General features: G+C 71.6%; 18 protein-coding genes. 13 read left to right on the forward strand and 5 right to left on the reverse strand.

Features of this window, described 5'->3' with window-relative positions; all coding sequences use genetic code 11:
* Positions 1-48: 48 nt before the first annotated feature.
* The 5 genes from B1759_RS09965 (at position 49) to B1759_RS09985 (ending at position 6145) form a co-directional block, all read left to right on the forward strand.
* Positions 49-834, forward strand: coding sequence for a gluconate 2-dehydrogenase subunit 3 family protein (locus B1759_RS09965; protein WP_095514854.1), 786 nt, complete (start codon positions 49-51; stop codon positions 832-834).
* Between the two features lie 88 nt (positions 835-922).
* Complete coding sequence (locus B1759_RS09970) at positions 923-2692, forward strand: GMC oxidoreductase (RefSeq protein ID WP_095514855.1); 1770 nt, start codon at positions 923-925, stop codon at positions 2690-2692.
* Between the two features lie 53 nt (positions 2693-2745).
* Positions 2746-4179: a Gfo/Idh/MocA family protein gene (locus tag B1759_RS09975; protein ID WP_095514856.1), complete on the forward strand. Its 1434-nt coding sequence runs from the start codon at positions 2746-2748 to the stop codon at positions 4177-4179.
* Positions 4180-4269: 90 nt separating this feature from the next.
* On the forward strand, positions 4270-5166 hold the full coding sequence (locus tag B1759_RS09980) for a sugar phosphate isomerase/epimerase (RefSeq protein WP_158225202.1): 897 nt from the start codon (positions 4270-4272) through the stop codon (positions 5164-5166).
* A 94-nt stretch (positions 5167-5260) separates the two neighbouring features.
* Positions 5261-6145, forward strand: a complete 885-nt coding sequence (locus B1759_RS09985) for a hydroxypyruvate isomerase family protein (protein WP_095514858.1) — start codon at positions 5261-5263, stop codon at positions 6143-6145.
* Between the two features lie 33 nt (positions 6146-6178).
* Here the strand turns inward: B1759_RS09985 and B1759_RS09990 are convergent, their stop codons facing one another.
* The gene (locus B1759_RS09990; protein ID WP_095514859.1) at positions 6179-7918 is read right to left on the reverse strand and encodes a PKD domain-containing protein; all 1740 of its coding nucleotides are present in this window, start codon (positions 7916-7918) and stop codon (positions 6179-6181) included.
* 143 nt (positions 7919-8061) lie between these two features.
* Between B1759_RS09990 and B1759_RS09995 the strand changes: the two genes are divergently transcribed.
* Positions 8062-8787 (forward strand): ThuA domain-containing protein, encoded by a 726-nt coding sequence (locus B1759_RS09995; RefSeq protein ID WP_095514860.1) that lies wholly within the window; start codon positions 8062-8064, stop codon positions 8785-8787.
* Positions 8788-8808: 21 nt separating this feature from the next.
* Positions 8809-9066 (forward strand): hypothetical protein, encoded by a 258-nt coding sequence (locus tag B1759_RS10000; protein ID WP_095514861.1) that lies wholly within the window; start codon positions 8809-8811, stop codon positions 9064-9066.
* Positions 9067-9071: 5 nt separating this feature from the next.
* On the opposite strand, the gene B1759_RS10005 is transcribed toward B1759_RS10000, so the two are convergent.
* The gene (locus B1759_RS10005) at positions 9072-9449 is read right to left on the reverse strand and encodes a DUF779 domain-containing protein (protein WP_095514862.1); all 378 of its coding nucleotides are present in this window, start codon (positions 9447-9449) and stop codon (positions 9072-9074) included.
* 116 nt (positions 9450-9565) lie between these two features.
* Complete coding sequence (locus tag B1759_RS10010; protein WP_095514863.1) at positions 9566-11161, reverse strand: aldehyde dehydrogenase family protein; 1596 nt, start codon at positions 11159-11161, stop codon at positions 9566-9568.
* Between the two features lie 158 nt (positions 11162-11319).
* Between B1759_RS10010 and B1759_RS10015 the strand changes: the two genes are divergently transcribed.
* The 5 genes from B1759_RS10015 (at position 11320) to B1759_RS10035 (ending at position 15796) form a co-directional block, all read left to right on the forward strand.
* A complete protein-coding gene (locus B1759_RS10015; RefSeq protein WP_095514864.1) occupies positions 11320-12249 on the forward strand; it encodes a helix-turn-helix domain-containing protein in 930 nt (309 codons plus the stop codon).
* Positions 12250-12307: 58 nt separating this feature from the next.
* Complete coding sequence (locus B1759_RS10020) at positions 12308-13468, forward strand: Gfo/Idh/MocA family protein (RefSeq protein ID WP_095514865.1); 1161 nt, start codon at positions 12308-12310, stop codon at positions 13466-13468.
* A gap of 58 nt (positions 13469-13526) precedes the next feature.
* Entirely contained in the window at positions 13527-14141 is a 615-nt protein-coding gene (locus tag B1759_RS10025; RefSeq protein ID WP_095514866.1) for an HAD family phosphatase, read from the forward strand.
* 98 nt (positions 14142-14239) lie between these two features.
* Positions 14240-15250: a sugar phosphate isomerase/epimerase gene (locus B1759_RS10030; protein WP_095514867.1), complete on the forward strand. Its 1011-nt coding sequence runs from the start codon at positions 14240-14242 to the stop codon at positions 15248-15250.
* Positions 15251-15472: 222 nt separating this feature from the next.
* Positions 15473-15796 carry a high-potential iron-sulfur protein gene (locus B1759_RS10035; RefSeq protein WP_095514868.1) on the forward strand — a complete coding sequence of 108 codons (324 nt, stop codon included), beginning with the start codon at positions 15473-15475 and terminating at the stop codon, positions 15794-15796.
* A gap of 7 nt (positions 15797-15803) precedes the next feature.
* On the opposite strand, the gene B1759_RS10040 is transcribed toward B1759_RS10035, so the two are convergent.
* Positions 15804-16298, reverse strand: coding sequence for a DnaJ domain-containing protein (locus tag B1759_RS10040; protein WP_095514869.1), 495 nt, complete (start codon positions 16296-16298; stop codon positions 15804-15806).
* A gap of 54 nt (positions 16299-16352) precedes the next feature.
* The gene (gene asd / locus B1759_RS10045; RefSeq protein ID WP_095514870.1) at positions 16353-17201 is read right to left on the reverse strand and encodes an archaetidylserine decarboxylase; all 849 of its coding nucleotides are present in this window, start codon (positions 17199-17201) and stop codon (positions 16353-16355) included.
* Positions 17202-17487: 286 nt separating this feature from the next.
* On the opposite strand from asd, the gene B1759_RS10050 reads away from it, so the two are divergent.
* Complete coding sequence (locus B1759_RS10050) at positions 17488-20316, forward strand: S8 family serine peptidase (protein ID WP_095514871.1); 2829 nt, start codon at positions 17488-17490, stop codon at positions 20314-20316.
* The last annotated feature ends 10 nt before the right edge of the window (positions 20317-20326 follow it).

Genomic DNA, 20326 nt, shown 5'->3' on the forward strand with positions numbered 1-20326 from the left:
ACGCCTCGTCCGGCACCCCGCGCTCTCCGCTCTTTGCACTCCGATCCCATGTTCAACCCCACCATCGACCGCCGCTCCGCGCTCCGTCGGCTCTCGGCCGTGCTCGGCGGCGTCGCCACGGCGCCGCTCATGTCGGGCCTCCTCGCCGGGTGCTCCACGCCCGGTGGGTCCGACCTCGCGGCGTACCAGTTCCAGACGCTCTCCGAGCCGCAGCAGAACCTGTTGGCGGCCCTCGTGGACCAGATCATCCCGGCCACCGACACGCCCGGCGCAGCCGAGGCGGGCGTGCCGCAGTTCGTGGACCACATGCTGGCCGACTGGTACGCGCCCGAGGAGCGCGACGCCTTCCTCGCCGGCCTCGACGCCGTCGACCGCCGCGCCGAGGGCTCCTTCGTGGGCCTCGACGACGCGGCCCGCGCCACGCTCGTCGAGGCGATGGATGCCGAGACCTACGGCGAGCAGCCGGGCGCCGTCGGCAGCGAAGCGACAGCCGACGAGGACGCGCCCGACGGCGATGTCGCCGGGGCGGCCCAGGAGGGCACCTACCAGGCCAGCGAGGAGCAGGAGAACGAGGTCGCGGGCATGCAGGGAGACCTCGGCGAGGCGATGGAAGATTCCACCGAGGCGGCCCAGGAGGTCGTCACCGGCGAGGGGACGGCATCCGTCGGCGGCGCCCCGGAGGCGCCGCCGTTCTTCCGCCAGCTCAAGGAGCTCACGCTCGCGGGCTACTACACGTCGGAAGCCGGCGCCACGCAGGAGCTTCAGTGGCTCGCCTCCCCCGGCCGCTACGACGCCGACGTTCCCCTCTCCGAGGTCGGCAGCGCCTGGGCCTGATCCGAGTGATGGGCGACGAGCACTGCGTGATGGGTGCCTCGCCTGTCAGCCCGCCGTCAACGACCTGATTCCTCTTTCCTGACTCCTGATGCCTCAGCACTCTCACGGCGCCCCGTCGCTCATCGAAAAAATCCGGACCGTCCAGGTCCAGGCCGGGTCCGAGCCCTACGACGCTATCGTGATCGGCTCGGGCATGTCCGGCGGCTGGGCGGCCAAGGAACTCACCGAGAAGGGCCTCAAGACGCTCGTGCTGGAGCGCGGGCGCAACGTCGAGCACGGGGCCGACTACATCACCGAGCACCGGGCTCCTTGGGAGACGCCCTTCCGTGGGCGCGGCGACCGCCGCCACGCCGAGGAGCGCCAGTTCCGCCAGTCCAAGGCCGGGCCGTACAACGAGAACACAGCCCACTGGTACGTCGACGACGTAGACCACCCCTACGAGACGGGCGAGGACGGCGCCGCCGACGAGTTCCTGTGGGTCCGCGGCTATCACCTCGGCGGGCGCTCGCTGATGTGGGGGCGCCAGACGTATCGCCTCTCGGAGATGGACTTCACGGCCAACGAGCGCGACGGCCGCGGCACCCGCTGGCCGGTCGGCTACGCCGACATCGAGCCGTGGTACGACTACGTGGAGCGGTTCGCGGGCATCTCGGGCGAGGCGCTCGGGCTCCAGCAACTCCCGGACTCGCAGTTCCTCCCGGCGATGCCGCTGACGGCCGTCGAGCAGCGCGTCCGCGAGTCGATCGCGCGCGACTTCAACGGGCGCGCGATGACCGTCGGGCGGTGCGCCATTCTGACGCAGCCGCACGAGGGCCGTGCGGGGTGCCACTACTGTGGGCCGTGCGACCGGGGCTGCACCGCCGGCGCCTACTTCAGTTCGCTCTCGAGCACGCTCCCGGCCGCCCAGGCGACCGGCAACCTGACCGTCCGCCCCAACTCGATCGTCCACTCGCTGGTGTACGACGAGGACAGCGACCGCGTGACGGGGGTCCGCGTGGTGGACCGCGAGACGAAGGAGGAGCTCGTGTTCAATGCCCGGGTCGTGTTCCTGAACGCGAGCGCGATCGGGTCAGCGATGATCCTGATGAACTCCAAGACGCCGCGCTTCCCCGACGGCCTCGGCAACCAGTCGGGCCTGCTCGGCAAGGGCATCATGGACCACCACTTCATGGTGGGCGCCAACGGCGAGATGCCGGGCTTCGAGGACCGCTACACGTTCGGCAACCGCCCGAACGGCATCTACATCCCGCGCTTCCAGAACCTCCCCTGGGACCCGTCCTCCAACCGCGACTTCATCCGCGGCTACGGCTACCAGGGTGGGTCAAGCCGGGGCGGCTGGGGCCGCGGCGCCGGGATGCCGGGCGTCGGCGTGGCGCTCAAGGAGAGCCTGCACGAGCCCGGCCAGTGGAACTTCTCGATGTTCCCCTTCGGCGAGACGCTCGCCTACGACGACAACCGCGTCGAGCTGACCGACGAGGTGGACCAGTGGGGCGTCCCGATCCCGCGCATCATCGGTTCCATCCGCGAGAACGAGCGCCGGATGCGCGAGGGCATGAAGAACGACGGCGCCGAGATGCTCGAAGCGGCCGGGGCCGTCAACGTGAGCACCTGGGAGGCGAACTACCGCCTCGGCGAGGGCATCCACGAGATGGGCACCGCCCGGATGAGCGCGACGCCGGAGACGGGCTGCGTGGACGCGAACAACCGCGTCCACGAGATCCCCAACCTCTACGTCACCGACGGCGCCTTCATGACGTCCGCCGGCTGCCAGAACCCGTCGCTGACCTACATGGCCTTCACGGCCCGTGCCGTGGATCACGCCGTCCAAGCGGTCAACAGCGGCGACCTGCGCGTCTAGAGGGTACCGGGTACCCGCGTGACCGTGCCCCGTACCTCATACCCCGTACCTCCATGCACCGCCGCTCCTTCGTCCGCACCGCCGCCGCGGCCTCCGTCGCCCCCCTCATCGTGCCGCGGCACGTGCTCGGTGGGGTCGGTTTCGTGGCCCCGAGCGACACGGTCGCCGTCGGCATCATCGGCGCCGGGGGCATGGGCGCCTCCAACGCGGCGCCGCTGGCTATGATGGACGACGTCCGCATCGCGGCGATCGCAGACGTGGACATGGGCCGGGTGGCCGAGGCCGTCTCGGGCCGCCTCGGGTCCGACAACCCCGGGAGCCGCGCCGCCGGGGCCGCCCTCCGCGATGCCTACGACGGCGCCGCCCGCTTTGCCGACTACCGCGAGATGCTCGCCGGGGTGGACGACCTCGACGGCGTCGTGATCGCGACGCCCGACCACCACCACGCGCTCGCGGCGCTGCTGGCGATGGACCGCGGGCTCGCCGTCTACTGTCAGAAGCCGCTGACGTTCACCGTCGACGAGAGCCGGCGTCTGGCCGCGAAGGCGGCCCAGACGGGCGTCGTGACGCAGATGGGCAACCAGGGCCACTCGGGCGACGACGGCCGCCGCGTGGTCGAGATGGTCCGCGCGGGCGTGCTCGGGCCCGTCCGCGCCGTCCAGTCCTGGACGAACCGGCCCAACGGCTGGTGGCCGCAGGGCGTCCCCGCGACCGACCCGGCGCCCGTCCCAGCCGACCTCCCGTGGGACGTGTACCTCGGGCCCAACCCCGAGCAGCCGTACCGCCCCGGCATCCACCCGTTCGGGTGGCGTGGGTGGGTCGGCTTCGGCGTCGGCTCGCTCGGCGACATGGGCGCGCACCTCGTCGACTTCCCCGTGTGGGCGCTCGACCTGCCGCGCCCGAGCCGCGTCGAGACGCGCCACACGCCGTGGGGCGGCGACCGCGACGCCCCGGCGACCTATCCGCTCGCGACCGTCACCAGCTACCACTTCGACGGCTGCGGGCCCGAGGCGGGCATGGCGGACGCGGGGCAGCCGGTCGAGATGACGTGGTACGACGGCGGCCTCCTCCCGCCGACGCCCGCCAACGCGCCCGAGGGCTTCACGCTCGACCCCAACGGGGGCGTCATCTTCATCGGCGAGCGCGGCTTGCTGATCCACGAGACGTACGGCACCAACCCGCGTTTTCTCCCGGCCGCGCCGGACCTCGACCTGGAGGCCGAGGCCGCGGCAGTCCCGGTGTCACTTCCGCGCATCCAGGACGGCATCCGCGGTCACGAGGGCAACTGGATCCGCGCCATCCAGGGCACGGAGGCCATCTCCTGTCCCTTCGACTACGCGGCGCACCTCAACGAGATCATGCTCCTCGGCGTCGCCGCGATGAGCGCGGGCCATCCGATCTCAGTCGCGCCCGACGGTACCGTCACCAACCACGATGCCTCCATCCTGACGCGGGCATACCGCGAGGGGTGGGCGCTCCCTGCATGACGAGCGAGGGGGGACGCGCGAAGGGTTCTGCCGATGGACACCCTCGCCGACGACGCCTCTTCGCCCCTCCTTCTCCACCACCCATCACCGATGAATCGTCGCCACTTCCTGCGCCAGTCGGGCGCCGTCGCCGCGGTGAGCGCGCTGCTCGGCCCCGGTGCCGCCCGTGCTTTCGCCGCTGCCCGGACCGCGCCCATCCCAGCCGAACTGGGGATCCAACTCTACACCCTCCGCGACATCCTTCCTGGTGACGTCAACGGCGTCCTGGAGACGCTCGCGCGCGTCGGCATCGGCGAGGTGGAGACGGCAGGCTACGCTGACCGTGACCCGGCCGACTTCGCCGCTGTCCTCGACACGCTCGGCCTGACCACACCCTCGGCCCACCAACTGGTGTCGGAGGTGGTCGCGTCGTCCGAGTCGATGGCGAACGCGGGGCTGCCCGACTTCGAGACGGCCCTGGAGACCATCGCGACGGTCGGCCACGACTACTTCGTGATCCCGTGGCTCCCGCCGGACGCGCGGCCCGACCGCGACGGCTACCTCCGCCTCGCGGACCTGCTGAATGGCTTCGGGGAGCGCGCGAAAGCGGCGGGCGTCCAACTGGCCTACCACAACCACGACTTCGAGTTCGACACGTTCGGCACCGACCGGCCGGCCTATTTCGACTTCGTCGAGCGCCTCGACCCGGAGCTGGTCACGCTGGAACTGGACATCTTCTGGTCCACGGTGGCGGGCCACGACGCCGTCGACCTGTTCGAGATGTACCCCGGCCGATTCCCGCTGTGGCACGTCAAGGACGGCACTGGCACGGGCGAGGAGATGACGCAGAGCGTCGTCGGCGACGGCATCGTCGACTGGCCGCGCGTTTTCGCCGCCAGCGAGACCGCAGGCCTGAAGCACGCCTTCCTGGAGGCCGACTTCCCGCCGGACGGCGACGGGCTCGCTTTCGCCCGCGAGAGCGTCGCCTATGTCGAGTCGCTGCGATGAGGGGGCCGGGTAGGAGGGGCCGGGTAGGCTCGCGTCTGAAACGCTGGGTCTGGCGTCAGGCCGTACCGTGTACCCCGCACCTCGTACCCGTCCCATGAACCGACGAGACTTCGTTCGCACCGCCGGCGCCGCGCTGCCGCTGGCCGGGTGCGCGCCCGCGGCGGTCGCCGCATCCGGCCCGCTGGTGCCTCCCACGGCCAGTCGGTCGGGGGCGCGGTCGTTCCGTCACTCGGTCACGCGGTGGCCGTTCGGCGAGTGGCCGCTGGAGCAGCTGTGCGAGGTGGCCGTCGACCTCGGCATCGAGTCCGTCGAACTCGTCCAGCCCACCGACGCGCCGACGCTGGACCGCTACGGCCTGACGTGCGCCATGACGGCGCACCCCGAGGAGGCTGAGGACGCGCTCCGCAAAGGCTGGAACCGCGAGGCCCATCACGCGACCCTCGTGCCCGCCTACCGCCGCCAGCTCGCCGCGACCGCCGAGGCGGGCTGGGCCCACCTGATCTGCTTCTCCGGCAACCGCGACGGCCTCGACGACGCCACCGGCCTGGAGACGATGGCGCGGGGCATCGAGCAGATCCTGCCCGACGCCGAGCGGCTGGGCGTGACGTTGTGCATCGAGCTGTTCAACTCGAAGGTGGACCACCCGGACTACATGGGCGACTCGACCGCGTGGGGTCTCGAACTGGTCGAGCGCCTCGGGTCGGAGCGGTTTAAGATCCTCTACGACATCTACCACATGCAGATCATGGAGGGCGACGTGATCCGCACGGTGAGCGACCACCTCGACGCGTTCGCCCACTTCCACACGGCAGGCGTGCCGGGGCGTCACGAGATCGACGAGAGCCAGGAGCTGTTCTACCCGGCCATCCTGCGGGCGCTCGACGCGGCGGGCTTCTCCGGCTTCGTCGCCCAGGAGTTCATCCCCACCGGCGATCCGCGGGAGGCCCTCGCCGACGCCATCGCGCGCTGCTCGGTGTGACCGAGGCGTCCGTGCGCCCCGGCCCGTCGGTGTCTAGCGGATGAGCGTGAGCCGCTGCGTGGCCGCCTGCCCGTCCGCCGTGGTCAGGCGGAGGAGGTAGACGCCGGTCGGGAGCGCCGTGCCGTCGAGCGTCACGCGGTGCGTGCCCGCATCGGCAGGCCCGTCGGCCAGGACGGCGACCGCGCGGCCGAGCGCGTCGTAGACGGCCAGCCGGACCTCGCCAGCGTCGGCCAGGGTGAAGGTCACCGTCGCCCGGTCCCGCATCGGGTTGGGCTGGGGGGCCTGGAGGAGACCCTCAGACGAGGTGACCAGCACGCGGCGGCCGACGGTCGGCCCGGGAATGGTACAGGGAGCCATGAGCGCGTCGGTGAGCCCGTCGGACTGTGCCAGCAGCGCCGTCGCCTGCGTCTCCGTCAGCACGCCCTGGTCTCGGAGCGCGGTCACCTCGTCGGCGACGAACCCGAGGGCGGTGAGCACCTGATCGGTCTGGTTGCGGACGAGGATGGCGCGGGCCCGTGTGAGCGCGCGGATCAGGTTGCGGGCCTGGGATCGGGTGAGCGTGCCGTCGGAGAACAGCGCCGTGAGGTTGGTCCGGAGCGCGTCGAGGGCGTCGGCGGCGGAGAGGGCGGTGACGACGGCGTCGTCCGGGCCACCTACTGCGGCGCCGTCGTCGACGGTCAGCACGGCCGTGTAGGTACCCGGCGCGGCGGCACAGAAGGACGGCGTCGCGGTGTCGGCGTCGGCGAGCGTCGCGCCCGAGAGCGTCCATGCGAACGTGAGCGGGCCGCTGCCGGTCGAGGCGGAGCCGTCGAGCGCGACCGTCTGGCCCACGACGACGGTCTGGTCGGGCCCAGCGTCCGCCAGCGGTGGGACGGTGGCGGAGCCCAGGATCACGACGGTGTGCTCGAAGCCAGCCGCGATGGCGGCGACGCTCGGGAGTCCGCTGGGAGGTGTCGCCTGCCCCTCGTTGTCGGCCCCCCACGCGACCACGGAGCCGTCGCTCTTCAGCGCGACTGTGAAGCCCGAGCCCGCTGCGATGCCGACGACATCAGAGAGGTCTGACGGGACAGAGGTCTGCCCGGCGTACGTCCCACCCCAGGCGACGACGGTGCCGTCTGCTTTGAGGGCGGCCGTGTGGGCGCTGCCCGCGGCGATGGCCCTGACGCCGGAGAGGCCGGCCGGGACCGTGGCCTGTCCAAAGGTGTCGTCTCCCCAGGCGACGACGGTGCCGTCGGCTTTGAGCGCCACCGTGTGCTGCCAGTCGGCCGCGATGGCGACGACGCCGGACAGGCCGGCCGGGACCGTCGCTTGCCCGTAGTCGTTGCCTCCCCAGGCGACGACGGTGCCGTCGTCCTTCAGGGCGACCGTGTGGGAGCGGCCGGCCGCGATGGCGGTGACGCCGGACAGGCCTGGCGGGGAGGGAGAGGTGCTCCCCCACGCGACGATCGTGCCGTCGTCCTTGAGAGCGATCGTCTGGTACCGGCCGGCGGCGATGGCCGTCACGCCGGAGAGTCCTGCTGGGATGTTGAGCTGGCCCTGCGAATTCAGGCCCCACGCGACGACGGTGCCGTTGTCCTTGAGCGCCACCGTGTGGAAGCGCCCGGCCGCGATGGCGGTGACGCCGGATAGACCCGTCGGGATATCCGTCTGCCCGTAGACGTTGTTGCCCCACGCGACGACCGAGCCATCCGGCTGGGCCGTGACCGGGGCGACGGCGAGGAGGAGGACAGCGAGACCGAGCACGCAGGCACGGAACGAGTTCTGAAAGAGCATCGAGAGGTCGGGGGCGCGTGCAACAGGCTACAGCACCCTCGGTGTTGTGTGGCAGTACAAACCGACCCGTTCCGCTGGCGCTGGCGGTTCGACGCGGATGAGCCGCGGTCGGTGGTAGTCTGGACTCGTCCCGTCCCGTACCTATGCTCCGCCTGCTCGCTCTCGCCCTGGCCCTCGGTGGCTGCGCGGCGACGCCCCCGACCAACGCCCCTCGCGTGCTCGTCTACACGAACGCGAACGGCTACGTCCACGCCTCCATTCCCGATGGTGTGGCCGCGCTCACCGAGTTGGGCGCGTCCCACGGGTTTACCGTCGAGGCCACCGACGACAGCCTGGCCTTCACGCCCGAGCGACTGGCGACCTACGCGGCCGTGGTGTTTCTGAGCACCTCCGGCGACGTGCTCGGTCCGGCCCAGGAGGCGGCCTTCGAGGCCTACGTCGAGGGCGGCGGCGGCTACGTGGGCGTCCACGCGGCGAGCGACACCGAGTACGAGTGGCCGGGCTACGGGCGGATCGTGGGCGCCTACTTCGACAACCACCCGGCCATCCAGGAGGCGACCCTCGACGTGGTCGACCCCGACCATCCGGCCACGCGCGGGCTCCCGGCTCGCTGGACGCGCACCGACGAGTGGTACAGCTTCCGCGCCGCGCCCATCGGCGTCGACGTGCTCCTCCGCCTCGACGAGTCCACCTACGAGGGCGGCACGATGGGCGACGACCACCCGATCGCGTGGGCTCACGCCGTTGGCGACGGGCGGGCGGTCTACACGGCGCTCGGCCACACGGCCGAGAGCTACGCCGAGGCGGCCTTCCGCACGCACCTCGCCGGGGCCGTCTGCTGGGCCGCGGCCCTGTCCTGCGGGCGCTGACCCGTCGCCATTCCCTCTCCGATGCCCGACGCCACCCCTCGTCCCTCCTTCGGTGGCGGCACGTACGCCGTCCTCGCCCTGTTCTTCCTCGTCGTCGGGGTGCGGGACCTGACGGGCGAGCCGCCTGACTCGGCGGCCGCGACCTGGGAGCTGATGTTCGCCGCTGCGAATGCGCTCCTGTTCTGGGTCTTCCGGGGCGGCCCTGCCTGGAGCCGGACGCTGGGCTACGCGCTCTTCTTCGGTGCCGTCGCGGCGGCCCTCGCCGACTTCTTCCTGTAGCGCCCTCAGGCGTCCACGCGCTCGACCGGCGCCAGCGCCTCGGCCTCCTCCTCGGTGTAGAGGCGGCTGTCGATCAGGAAGCGCAGGCCCAGCGGGATCTCGATCGAGAAGCTCGACCCGCGCCCCGGCTTCACGCCGACCGTCAACTGGGTGTGCTTCCAGTACTCGAACTGGCTCTTCTCCATGTAGAACGGCACGCCGTGGACCTCGCCCAGCTTGACGTCCGAGCGCCCGAGGCGGAAGTCGCCCTCGGCGTAGCACATCGGGCTGGACCCGTCGCAGCAGCCGCCCGACTGGTGGAACATGAGCGGGCCGTGGGTCTCGCGGAGCTGGTCGATGACCGCGGCGGCCTCGTCGGTGATCAGGACACGGGGGGTGGACATATAGAGCAAGAGGAAATGGACCGGGGCCGCGCTACGCTGAGCGCGGCCCCGGCGAGGGTGCGATGGGGCGTCGTGCGTGGAGCGTCGGGTGGTCCCCACGTTCCACGCGCTCCGTCCTAGAAGAAGCCGAGGGCGTCCTTCGAGTACGACACCAGCATGTTCTTGGTCTGCTGGTAGTGCGCGAGCATCATCTTGTGGTTCTCGCGCCCGATGCCGGACTTCTTGTAGCCGCCGAACGCAGCGTGGGCCGGGTAGAGGTGGTAGCAGTTCACCCACACGCGGCCGGACTCGATGGCGCGCGGCACCTGGAAGAGCTGGTGCGCGTCGCGCGTCCAGACCCCGGCTCCGAGGCCGTAGAGCGTGTCGTTGGCGATCTCGATGGCCTCTGCCTCGTCCTTGAACGTGGTCACCGAGACGACCGGCCCGAAGATCTCCTCCTGGAAGACGCGCATCGAGTTGTCGCCGCGGAAGACGGTCGGCTGGATGTAGTAGCCGCCCTCCGGGACGCCCGCCATGCCGTCGCCCGAGGCGCCGTCGCCACCGACGGCGGTGCCCGTGGCCGTGGCCGTGCCGCCGCCCTCCGCGACGCTCAGGGTCGGTTCGCCGGCCCGGGCGACGTCCCCGCCGGCCAGCACCTGCGCGCCCTCCTCCTTGCCGATCCGGAAGTAGCTCTGGATCTTCTCGTACTGGTCGTTCGACGCCTGCGCGCCGACCATCGTGTCCGAGTCGAGCGGGTTGCCGACGGTGATCGCGTTGACGCGCTCGACGAGGCGCTCGATGAACTTGTCCGCGATGGACTCCTGCACCAGGATGCGGGAGGGGCACGTGCAGACCTCGCCCTGGTTGAGCGCGAACATCGCCGCGCCCTCCAGGCACTTGTCGAAGAAGGCGTCGTCCTCGTCCATCACCGACTCGAAGAACACGTTCGGCGACTTGCCGCCGAGTTCCAGCGTCATCGGGATGAGGTTCTCCGAGGCGTACTGCATGATCAGGCGCCCGGTCGTCGTCTCGCCGGTGAAGGCGATCTTCTTGATGCCGTCGTGCTGGGCGAGCGGCTTGCCCGCCTCGGGCCCGAAGCCGTGGACGATGTTGATCACGCCGGCCGGGACCACGTCCTTGATCAGGTCCATCCACTCCATGATGCTCACCGGCGTCTGCTCGGCGGGCTTGATGACCACGCAGTTGCCCGCCGCCAGCGCGGGGGCCAGCTTCCAGGCCGCCATCAGCAGCGGGAAGTTCCACGGGATGATCTGCCCGACGACGCCCAGCGGCTCGTGGAGCTGGATGCTGACGGTCGTCTCGTCGAGTTCCGAGATGCCACCCTCCTGGGCGCGGATGACCGACGCGAAGTAGCGGTAGTGGTCCACCACGAGCGGCATGTCGGCCGCGAGCGTCTCGCGGATCGGCTTGCCGTTGTCGACGGTGTCGACCAGCGCGAGGTGCTCCAGGTTGTCCTCGGTGATCTGCGCGATCTTGAGGAGCATGTTGGCCCGGTCGGTGACCGAGGTGTGCTTCCACGTCTCGTCGAACGCCTTCTGCGCCGCCGCGACGGCGTTGTCCACGTCGGCGTCGGACGAGCGGGCGACCTGGCAGAAGGTCTGACCGTCGATGGGGGAGGGGTTGTCGAAGTAGCGCCCCTCGACCGGCTCGACGTACTCGCCGCCGATGAAGTTGAGGTAGCGCTCTTTGAATTGCGGACGGTCGTAAACCATGGCGAGGGAGGGAGGAGGAGAGGAACAGAGAGAGGGGCGGCCCGCCGGTCGGGCACAGCCCTTTGCGTCGCCTTCGAATTTCGGGAGCGCTTCCGGGGACTTCTCGGGCTCTCCTCTCGTAAAGTGCCGGTATCCTGTCAAGCCTGGAGACCGTGCCCATGGAATCGACGTTTTTCGCTCGTCTGGACCGCATCGGCCGCGAGCACGCCCCGACCGACCTCGTCGAGAACCGCGTCACGTTCGGCGCCGAGCACGCCGCGTTCTCCGTCTACGACACCGTCCGCCCCGCCGAGCGCGTGCCGCTCGCGGCCGACAACCCGCTCTACTGCGGCATGGTGACGGGCAAGAAGGTGGTCCACACGGCCGCCGGACTCGCGATCCCATTCCTGCCCCTGGAGTCGCTCGTCGTGCCGACCGGCCAGACCATCGAGATCGACTTCCCCGGCGCCAGCGACGACGCGCCGACGAAGTGCCTCACCATCGAGATCGACCGCGCCCGCGTGCGCGCCGTCGCCGCCCGCCTCAACGAGTCCGCGCCGCGAACCAAAGAATCCGGCGACTGGCGCTACGACGACGACGCGGTGTGCCACTTCATGAACACGCCCGGCATCGAGCACACCGTCCGCCAGCTCGTCGGGCTGTTCGTGGAGGACGCGCCCGACAAGGACCTGCTGATCGACCTCGGGGTGCAGGAGCTGGTGGTGCGGATGCTGCGCGTAGAGGCGCGGCGGCTGCTGCTGGAGGAGAGCGAGCGGCAGGCGGCGCGGCACGGCCTGGCGGCGGCGGCCGAGGTCGCGAAACGGCGGATGCACGAGCCCCTCCGCGTGGCCGACCTCGCCGAGGCGGCCTGCATGTCCGAGCCGACCTTCTATCGGGCGTGGCGCAACGAGTTCGGCATCACGCCGGTGGCCTACCTGACCCGCCTCCGCATCGACCGCGCGAAGCAACTCCTCGCCGACCCCGAGCGGAGCGTGACGGATGTGGCCGCCTCGGTGGGTTTCGGGTCGGTGAGTCACTTCATCCGTGTCTACCGCGAGCACGTCGGCACGACACCGAAGCAGGACCAACTCGCGCGCCACGCGGCCTGAGTCTGGACGGGCGCGGGTCGGCGTCCGTACCCTCTGGGTTCCCTCTTTCCCGGATCTCGTGTCTCTCTCTCGACCCCTCCGCGCCGGCATGGTCGGCGGCGGCCCCGGCGCCTTCATCGGCGACGTCCACCGCCGCGCGATGCGCATGGACGGCCTCGCGACGCTCGTCGCGGGCGTCTTCTCCTCTGACCCCGCCAAGAGCCGCGCGCACGCGGCCACGCTGGGCGTCGAGCGCGCCTACGGCTCCTTCGAGGAGATGGCCGAGGCGGAGGCCCAGCGCGAGGACGGCATCGACGTGGTGTCGATCGTGACGCCCAACTGGCTCCACTTCCCGGCGGCGATGGCCTTCATCGAGCGTGGCATCCACGTGGTGTGTGACAAGCCGATGACGACGACGCTGGAGGACGCCGAGGCGCTCGTCCGCGCCGTCCACGCGCACGGTGTCACGTTCGCGCTGACGCACAACTACACAGGCTATCCGATGGTCAAGCAGGCCCGCGCGATGATCGAAGCGGGCGACCTCGGCGACGTCCGCAAGGTGGTCGCGGAGTACAGCCAGGGCTGGCTCGCGACGCCCGTCGAGCGCGAGGGCAGCAAGCAGGCCGCCTGGCGCACCGATCCCAAGAAGGCGGGCGCGGGCGCCCTCGGCGACATCGGCAGCCATGCCGAGAACCTCGCCGCCTACGTGACCGGACTCCACCTCGACCGCATGTGCGCCGACGTGCGCACCTTCGTGGAGGGCCGCGCCGTCGACGACGACGCCAACATCCTGGTCCGCTACGACGGCGGCGCGGGCGGCATCGTCCACTGCTCCCAGATCGCCGCCGGGCGCGAGAACGACCTCAGCCTGCGCGTCTCCGGCACCAAGGGCTCGCTGACGTGGAACCAGGAGGAGCCCAACGCGCTCGTCTTCAATCCACTGGAGGGGCAGGAGCGCGTCTTCCGTCGCGGGCACGACGACCTCTACCCGGCCGCCACGCACGCCAGTCGGCTCCCGCCCGGCCACCCCGAGGCGTTCAACGAGGCGTTCGCCAACGTCTACTCGAACGCGCTCCGCACCATCGCCGCCCGGAAGGCGGGGGAGGAGCCCGACCCGCTCGACCTCGACTTCCCGACCGTCGAGGACGGCGCCCGGGGCGTTCACTTCATCCTGACGGCGCTGGAGAGCGGCCGCCAGGAGGCCTGGGTGGACGCGAGCTACACGCCGCCCACTGCCTGACCCCGCCTGCCTCGGTCGCCTCACGGCTCCACCGAGGCGGCGAGCCGCCCGCGCCACGATGCCGCACCCTACGACCGTCGTCTTCGACCTCGGCGCGGTCCTGATCGACTGGGACCCGCGCTACGCGTACCGCGACCTCGGTGGCACCGAGGCCGAGATCGAGCACTTCCTGGCCCACGTCGCCACGTCGGACTGGAACCGCCAGTTCGACGCCGGGCGGCCGTTCGCCGACGGCATCGCCGAGCGCAAGGCGCGCTTCCCCGAGCACGCCGACTGGCTCGATGCGTGGTGGAGCCATTGGCCCGACATGCTGGGCGGCCCCATCCACGGGACCGTCGACAGTCTCCGCGAGCTGCGGGACGCCGGGACGCCGCTCTACGCGATCACCGACTGGTCCGCCGAGACGTTCCCCATCGCCCGCGAGCGGTTCGACTTCCTGAACTGGTTCGAGGGCATCGTGGTGTCGGGCCAGAAGGGCGTCACCAAGCCTGATCCGGCCATCTACCGGCACCTCACCGCCGACTTCGGCGTGGACCCGGCCACGGCGGTGTTCATCGACGACAAGCCCGCCAACGTCGCCGGGGCGGAGGCGCTCGGCTTCACCGGCCTCCACTTCACCGGCCCCGAGGCGCTTCGCGCCGACCTCATCCGCCTCGGTCTTCTGCCCGGCTGACCCCGCCGGTCTCGGCACCGAGGCCGACCGAGCGGGCGCCCCTGCGGGCTGACAGGCCGAGACCCCGTATTCCTCCTCCCTCTATTTCTCTCCTCGCCATGTCCCGCCCCGTCACCCTCTTCACCGGCCAGTGGGCCGACATGCCCATCGCCGAACTGGCGCCCAAGGCCGCGTCCTGGGGCTACGACGGCCTCGAACTCGCCACCTGGGGCGACCACATGGACATCCACCGCGTGCTCGACGAGGACGGCTACGCGGAGTCCCAGACGCAGCTCCTCGCCGACAACGGGCTGAGCCTCTACGCCATCTCGTGCCACCTCGTCGGGCAGGCCGTGGCGGACGCGATGATCGACGGCCGCCACAAGGCCATCGTGCCTCCCCACGTCTGGGGCGACGGCGAGCCCGAGGGCGTCCGCCAGCGCGCGGCCGAGGAGGTCATCAAGACGGCCGAGGCCGCCGCGAAGCTCGGCCTCGACGTGATCACGGGCTTCACCGGCTCGCCCATCTGGCACCTCTTCTACTCGTGGCCGCCGAACCTGCCCGAGGACATCGAGGCAGGCTTCCAGGAGACCGCGCGGCGCTGGACGCCCATCCTCGACCGGATGCAGGAGCTGGGCGTGCGGTTCGCCCTCGAAGTCCACCCCTCCGAGATCGCCTTCGACGGGCCGAGCTGGGCGCGCGCGCTGGACGCGATGGGCCACCACCCGATGTTCGGCATCAACTTCGACCCGAGCCACTTCGGCTACCAGAACGCCGACTACGTGCGGTTCATCCGCGACCACGGCGAGCGCATCTTCCACGTCCACATGAAGGACGTCTGGTGGTCCGACGTGCGCACCGAGGCGGGCACGCTCGGCGGCCACACCGAGTTCGGCGACCCGCGCCGCTCGTGGGACTTCCGCAGCCTGGGGCGCGGCAAGATCGACTTCGAGGACATCATCCGCGCGCTCAACGACATCGGCTACACCGGCCCGTTGTCGGTCGAGTGGGAGGACATGAAGATGGACCGCGAGCACGGCGCTGCCGAGGCGGCCGCCTTCGTCAAGCGCGTCGACTTCCCGCCGTCGGACATCGTCTTCGACCAGCAGTTCTCGAAGGCCTCCGAGTGATGGGGAAGGGGGGAGGCCGGACGGGGCCGGGCCTCCCTGCCAACCCGCATTCCCGCCGCGCTGGAGCACGCATCGCCCTCGGCGCCGTGCTCCCCAGCCGACCCGACGCGGGTAGCCGTGTCGAGTTGTGGGAGTCTGCAGGGGCCGGTTTTTAGGGGCGCCCTGACCACGGCCTCGCGCGCTCGTCCGTAGACTTCGCTCCTGTCACTCTCCTCCGTCGTCATGTCCGACTCTGTCTCCCGTCGTCGTTTTCTCGTCTCTGCCGGTGCCGTCCTGGGCGTCGGGCCCATGCTCGCCGCGTGTGGAGGGGGCGGAGACGTGACGGCGGCCTCCTGTGAGGGCTACGCCGCGCTCGACGCCGCGGCGCTCCAGCAGCGGGCGAGCCTGGAGTACGTCGACAAGTCGGCCACGCCGGGGCAGCTGTGCTCCAACTGCCGCTTCTACAACGCGCCCGCCGCCGGGGCCGACTGCGGCGGCTGCCAGCTCTTTCCTGGCCCGGTCGCGCCGGGTGGCTGGTGCAAGTCGTGGGTGGCGATGGCGGCGTAGTCCCGCCTCACCCGCCCGCGGGCAGCGGACCGAATACGCACCGGAAGCGCCGCTCGTCCAGCGGCACCCGCCACACGCCGAAGGCGGGCGCCGATCCCGACGCCTCGACCTGTGCGACGCACGTCCCGCCCGGTGGCGGGGCCGCCCCCGGTCGCCAGCCCTCGGGTCGGCGCTCCGTGGCATACGTCGAGCGCCGGACGCCATCTCGCGAGCGCGTGAAGCGGACCGTGCACGTCGGGAACGTCCGCGGGTCCAGGCCTCCCGCAGAGCGTGGCGCCCGGCTCGAAGCCACCGGGGCTGCCTGCCACCGGCGGCGCTCCCCGTCGAGGTCGGCGGCCAGCGCGCCGTAGGCCACGCGGACCGGGTGGAACGCCTCCGCCGAGCCCCCGCGGTCGGGGTGCGTCTGGCGCGCGAGCCGTCGGAAAGCCCGGCGCACGTCCTCCGGACCCGCGTCGTACGGGAGCGAGAGGACACGGAACGGGTCTCGGGCGTCGGCCAGCAGACAGCGGGCGAGTGCTAAAGCCCGGGAACGCGAGAGGTCGGCCCGTGCTCCGGCCTACACCCGCGCGTCGCCCGAACCGGGTGTTTCCGCATGCCCGATGCGCTGTCCCATCCGCAGCACCGATCCCGCTGCGAGCGTGTCGTCGAGGCGCACGCGCCCCGGCTCGAAGGCCAGCACGACGCTGCTGCCCAGCAGGAAGCGCCCGATCTCCGCCCCGGCCTCGAACGACTGGTCGTGCTCGGTCACCACCGTCTCGCGGTACGGCGACGCCGGGCCGTCCCAGACGGTCTCGATGCTCGCCACGATCATCGCGCCCACCATCACGAGCAGCATCCGCCCGGCGTCCGTCTCGAAGGCGCAGACCAGCCGCTCGTTGACCGCGAACAGCCCCTCCACGCCCGCCTCAGTCGTCGCGTTGACCGAGAAGAGCTTGCCGGGAATGGCCACCGTCCGCACCAGCCGCCCCGCCAGTGGGAGGTGGACGCGGTGGTAGTCGCTGGGGGAGAGGTAGACGGTCGCGAACGGCCCGCCCTCGAACGCCGGGTCGGCGCAGGCGCCCGCGAGCGCCTCGAACGAGTAGCGGATGCCCTTCGCCTGCAGCACCTGCCCGTCCTGGACGACGCCGGTCTGGCTGACCACCCCGTCCGCCGGGCTGACGACGGCGCCCGGCGCCGGGTCGATGGGGCGCGCGTCGGGGCCGAGCGACCGGGTAAAGAAGTCGTTGAACGACCGGTAGTCCGCCAGGTCGGGCCGTTCGGCCTCCGCCATGTCCACGTCGTACGCCCGCGCGAACGCGCGGATGAGGGGCCCGCGGACCCAGCCCTCGCTGGCGGCCAGCCGCCCGGCCGCCCGGGAGAGCAGGTGCTGAGGGAGAATCTTCTGGAGGCGGACGAACGCGCTCATCGGGACGGGGAGAGGGGCGCAGGCAACGGGCCCCGGCGCAGACAGTTCTCTGGGCAGGCTGGAGCCCGTCCTCGGCCATCGGGTCCCCGAGGTCCCCGGTCCGTCCTCGTCGGTGAGAAACCAAGGCTCACAGGGCGCCGGGTGCGAGAGGGTGGAAGGACATGTGCTCCTCTTTCACTACCATACCGATGATCGGAGAGGTTCGCCTCTGCGACAGTCGGGACGTGGGGCGGACCCCGCTCTCTCGATCGGACCTGCTCTGTGTTCTCGTTCTCTCCCTCCGACCATGGGTCTCCTGAACTGGCTCAAAGGACGCGTCGATCGCGATGCGCGCCACCTCGTCTATGCGCCCATCCCCGCAGCGAGAACGCTCGCCGCGCCCGACCCGGACCTCCCCATCCGGCCGCGCGAGGACTACGTGCGTCTGTGGCTGACCGAGATGTTCCTGAAGAAGGACCGGGCGTGGTTCAGCGAGTGGCACCCGGCCGTTCACGCCCTGACGCGGTTCCAGTACGGCGATGGCGAGGTCGAGCTGCCCTACATCGCAGGCCCCCTGAAGCTGCCCGACATGGCCGAGGCCAACGTCGGCCGGGTGCTCCACCTCAACCACGCGCTGACGCCGCTGGTGCCGTTCAACGGCGGCTCACTAGAAGTCGCCGCGGGCCTGCTGGCCATGAAGGGCCGAAACGACATCGCCGTGCTGATCGGCGCGCTGGGACGCTTCGCCGATCTCCTGCAGGTGCCCCAGCTGTCGACCGCCCTCGACGTGGCAGCCCCGCTCGCCAGCGCCGTCGAGGACCTCCTCGGTGCCACCGACGGCGCCCTCCACCTCGGCCTCCACCAGACGTTCGTCGCGGACGGTGGGGGCGGCGCCAATGGGCTCCGCGCGGGTTACGTCGCGGTCGTGCTCGCCGACGAGGGCACGCTCGACCCGAGCGAACTCTGGGTCGCCGAGGATCGGCTCCGCCGCGGGCCGTCGGCCGCTCAGAGCCGCCCGCTCGACGGCTTCACCTACATGCTCTTTCGGATCGAGCGGCGCGAGGAGCGGAGTTCGTGGAGTGGGCTCGCGGCCATCGACAAGCCGTTCCGGGAGGCCGCGGAGGCGTTCCAGGCGGGCGATCCCGCGCTCGGGCGCACCCGCATGAAGCAGGCCATCTTCGCCGCTGCGGGCTCCCCCGACCTGACCTGGCCCGACCGCCGCCGCGTCGCGACCCGGCTCCAGGAGGAACTGGCCTACTTCGAGTCTCTGGTCGGCGCCCTCGGCGGAGAGGCCCTGAAGCGGACCTCGCACGCGTTCGAGGCCGACCTCGCCTCTGAAGAGCGCTCGCTCGACGCCCTCCGCGACGACCACGTGCTTCCGCTCGCGACCGCCCGCGCCCTCGGGCCCGTCGACCCTGGCCGCCTTCCTCCGGCCGACGGTGCCGAGCCCCCGGCCGGGCTCGCGCCCCTCTTCGAGGCCTTTGCCATCGAGACCGCCGCCCCGACCGACCCCGCCGCCGTCGCTGCCCTCGTGGCGCCCGCGCTCGGCCCCGACTGGGTCGCCGAGCCCTACCGCGACGACGGCCGCCACTTCGAGCTGACGCGTCCGGCCACGCCGCTCGCCGAGGCCGAGGCCTGGGAGCGCACCTACGCCCTCCGCGCGACGCCCGGCGTCGCCTACGCGGAGCCGCTCTTCGTGGTCTCGGTGTACGAGGACCCTGAGGCCCTCCAGCCTTCGAGCCCCTTCGAGGCGGCCGAGGGCGAGCGGCCTCACCTCCCGGGCAGCGACGACCCTGACTGGGCCCTCGACCAGCTCCGCGTGCGTCAGGCGTGGGCCCTCTTCGACGACGGGACCCCGCCGGGGGCGGGCATCGTGGTGGGGCACCCGGACACCGGCTACCGTCGCCATCCGGAGATCGACGCCAACCTCCTCGTCGACCTCGGGTACGACTTCGTCCGGGGCGACCGCGACGCCGAGGACGAACTCGACGACGGGGTCGGTACGAACCCCAGCCACGGGGTCTCGACGTCGAGCGTCATCATCAGCAAAGACGGCCCCCAGGCCGACTTCGGCGCCGACGACCCGCGTAAGCGCGCCGTCTCCGGCGTCGCCCCGGGCGCCCGGCTCATCCCCATCCGCACCGCGCGGACGGTCGCCCTGCTGAGTACCCGCCGCCTCGCCCGTGCCATCGAGTACGCCGTGGACCGCGGCGCCCACGTGATCTCGATCAGCATGGGCGGTGTGCGGTCCCGGCGGCTTCGCGAGGCGGTCCGCTACGCCGAGACGCAGGGAGTGATCGTGTGCGCCGCGGCGGGCAATCAGGTCCGGATGGTGGTCTGGCCGGCTCGCTACGAGGAGGTCGTGGCGTGCGCGGCGTGCAACGTCGAGCGAGGCCCCTGGGTGGGGTCGTCACGCGGGCAGACGGTCACAGTGTCGGCGCCCGGCGAGTCGGTGTGGCGGGCCCGCACCGAGCCTGCCCCCGACGGAGTGACCCACGTCGTCGGCCGGGGATCGGGCACCTCGTATGCGGTGGCGCACGTGGCGGGGCTCGCCTCGCTGTGGCTCTCGTACCACGGGCGCGCGGCGCTCCTGGACCGCTACGGGCCGGGCCGCCTGCCGGGCGTCTTCCGCCACCTCCTCACGGCGACCGCCGACCCGGCCGCCGACCTCAGCTCGTTGTTCGGCGCCGGGATCGCGAATGCCGAGCGGCTTCTCACGCAGCCCCTTCCGGCCCCTGCGAGCCCGTTCGAGGCCGCCGAGTCGCTCGACGAGGTCCCCCCCGAGGCCGACCCGATGGCCGAGGCCGCGGGCTTGTTCGACCTCGCGCCTTCGGCGCCCGCCGGGCCGTTCGAGGCTCAGGCCTCCGACCGCCTCGCGCCCACGCTCGCCGCCCTCCTCGGCGTCGCGCCCGAGGCGGTCCCGGTCGCGCTGGAGGACGTCGGGGACGAACTCCTCTTCCACCTCATCACGCGGCCCCGCGACTACGACCGCCTCAAGGCAGCCCTCGTGGCGCCCGCCCCGGCGTCGCCGTTCGAGTCTGACCAGGGGGCAGACCCCCGCGTGGCGCAGGTCCGCGCCGACCTCCGCTCTCCAGCCCGCTCGCCTCGCCTCCGGGCTCTCCTCACCGCCGACTGACCTCCCGCCC

Origin of the sequence: Rubrivirga sp. SAORIC476 (assembly GCF_002283555.1) — a bacterium.
Taxonomy (GTDB): Bacteria; Bacteroidota; Rhodothermia; order Rhodothermales; family Rubricoccaceae; genus Rubrivirga.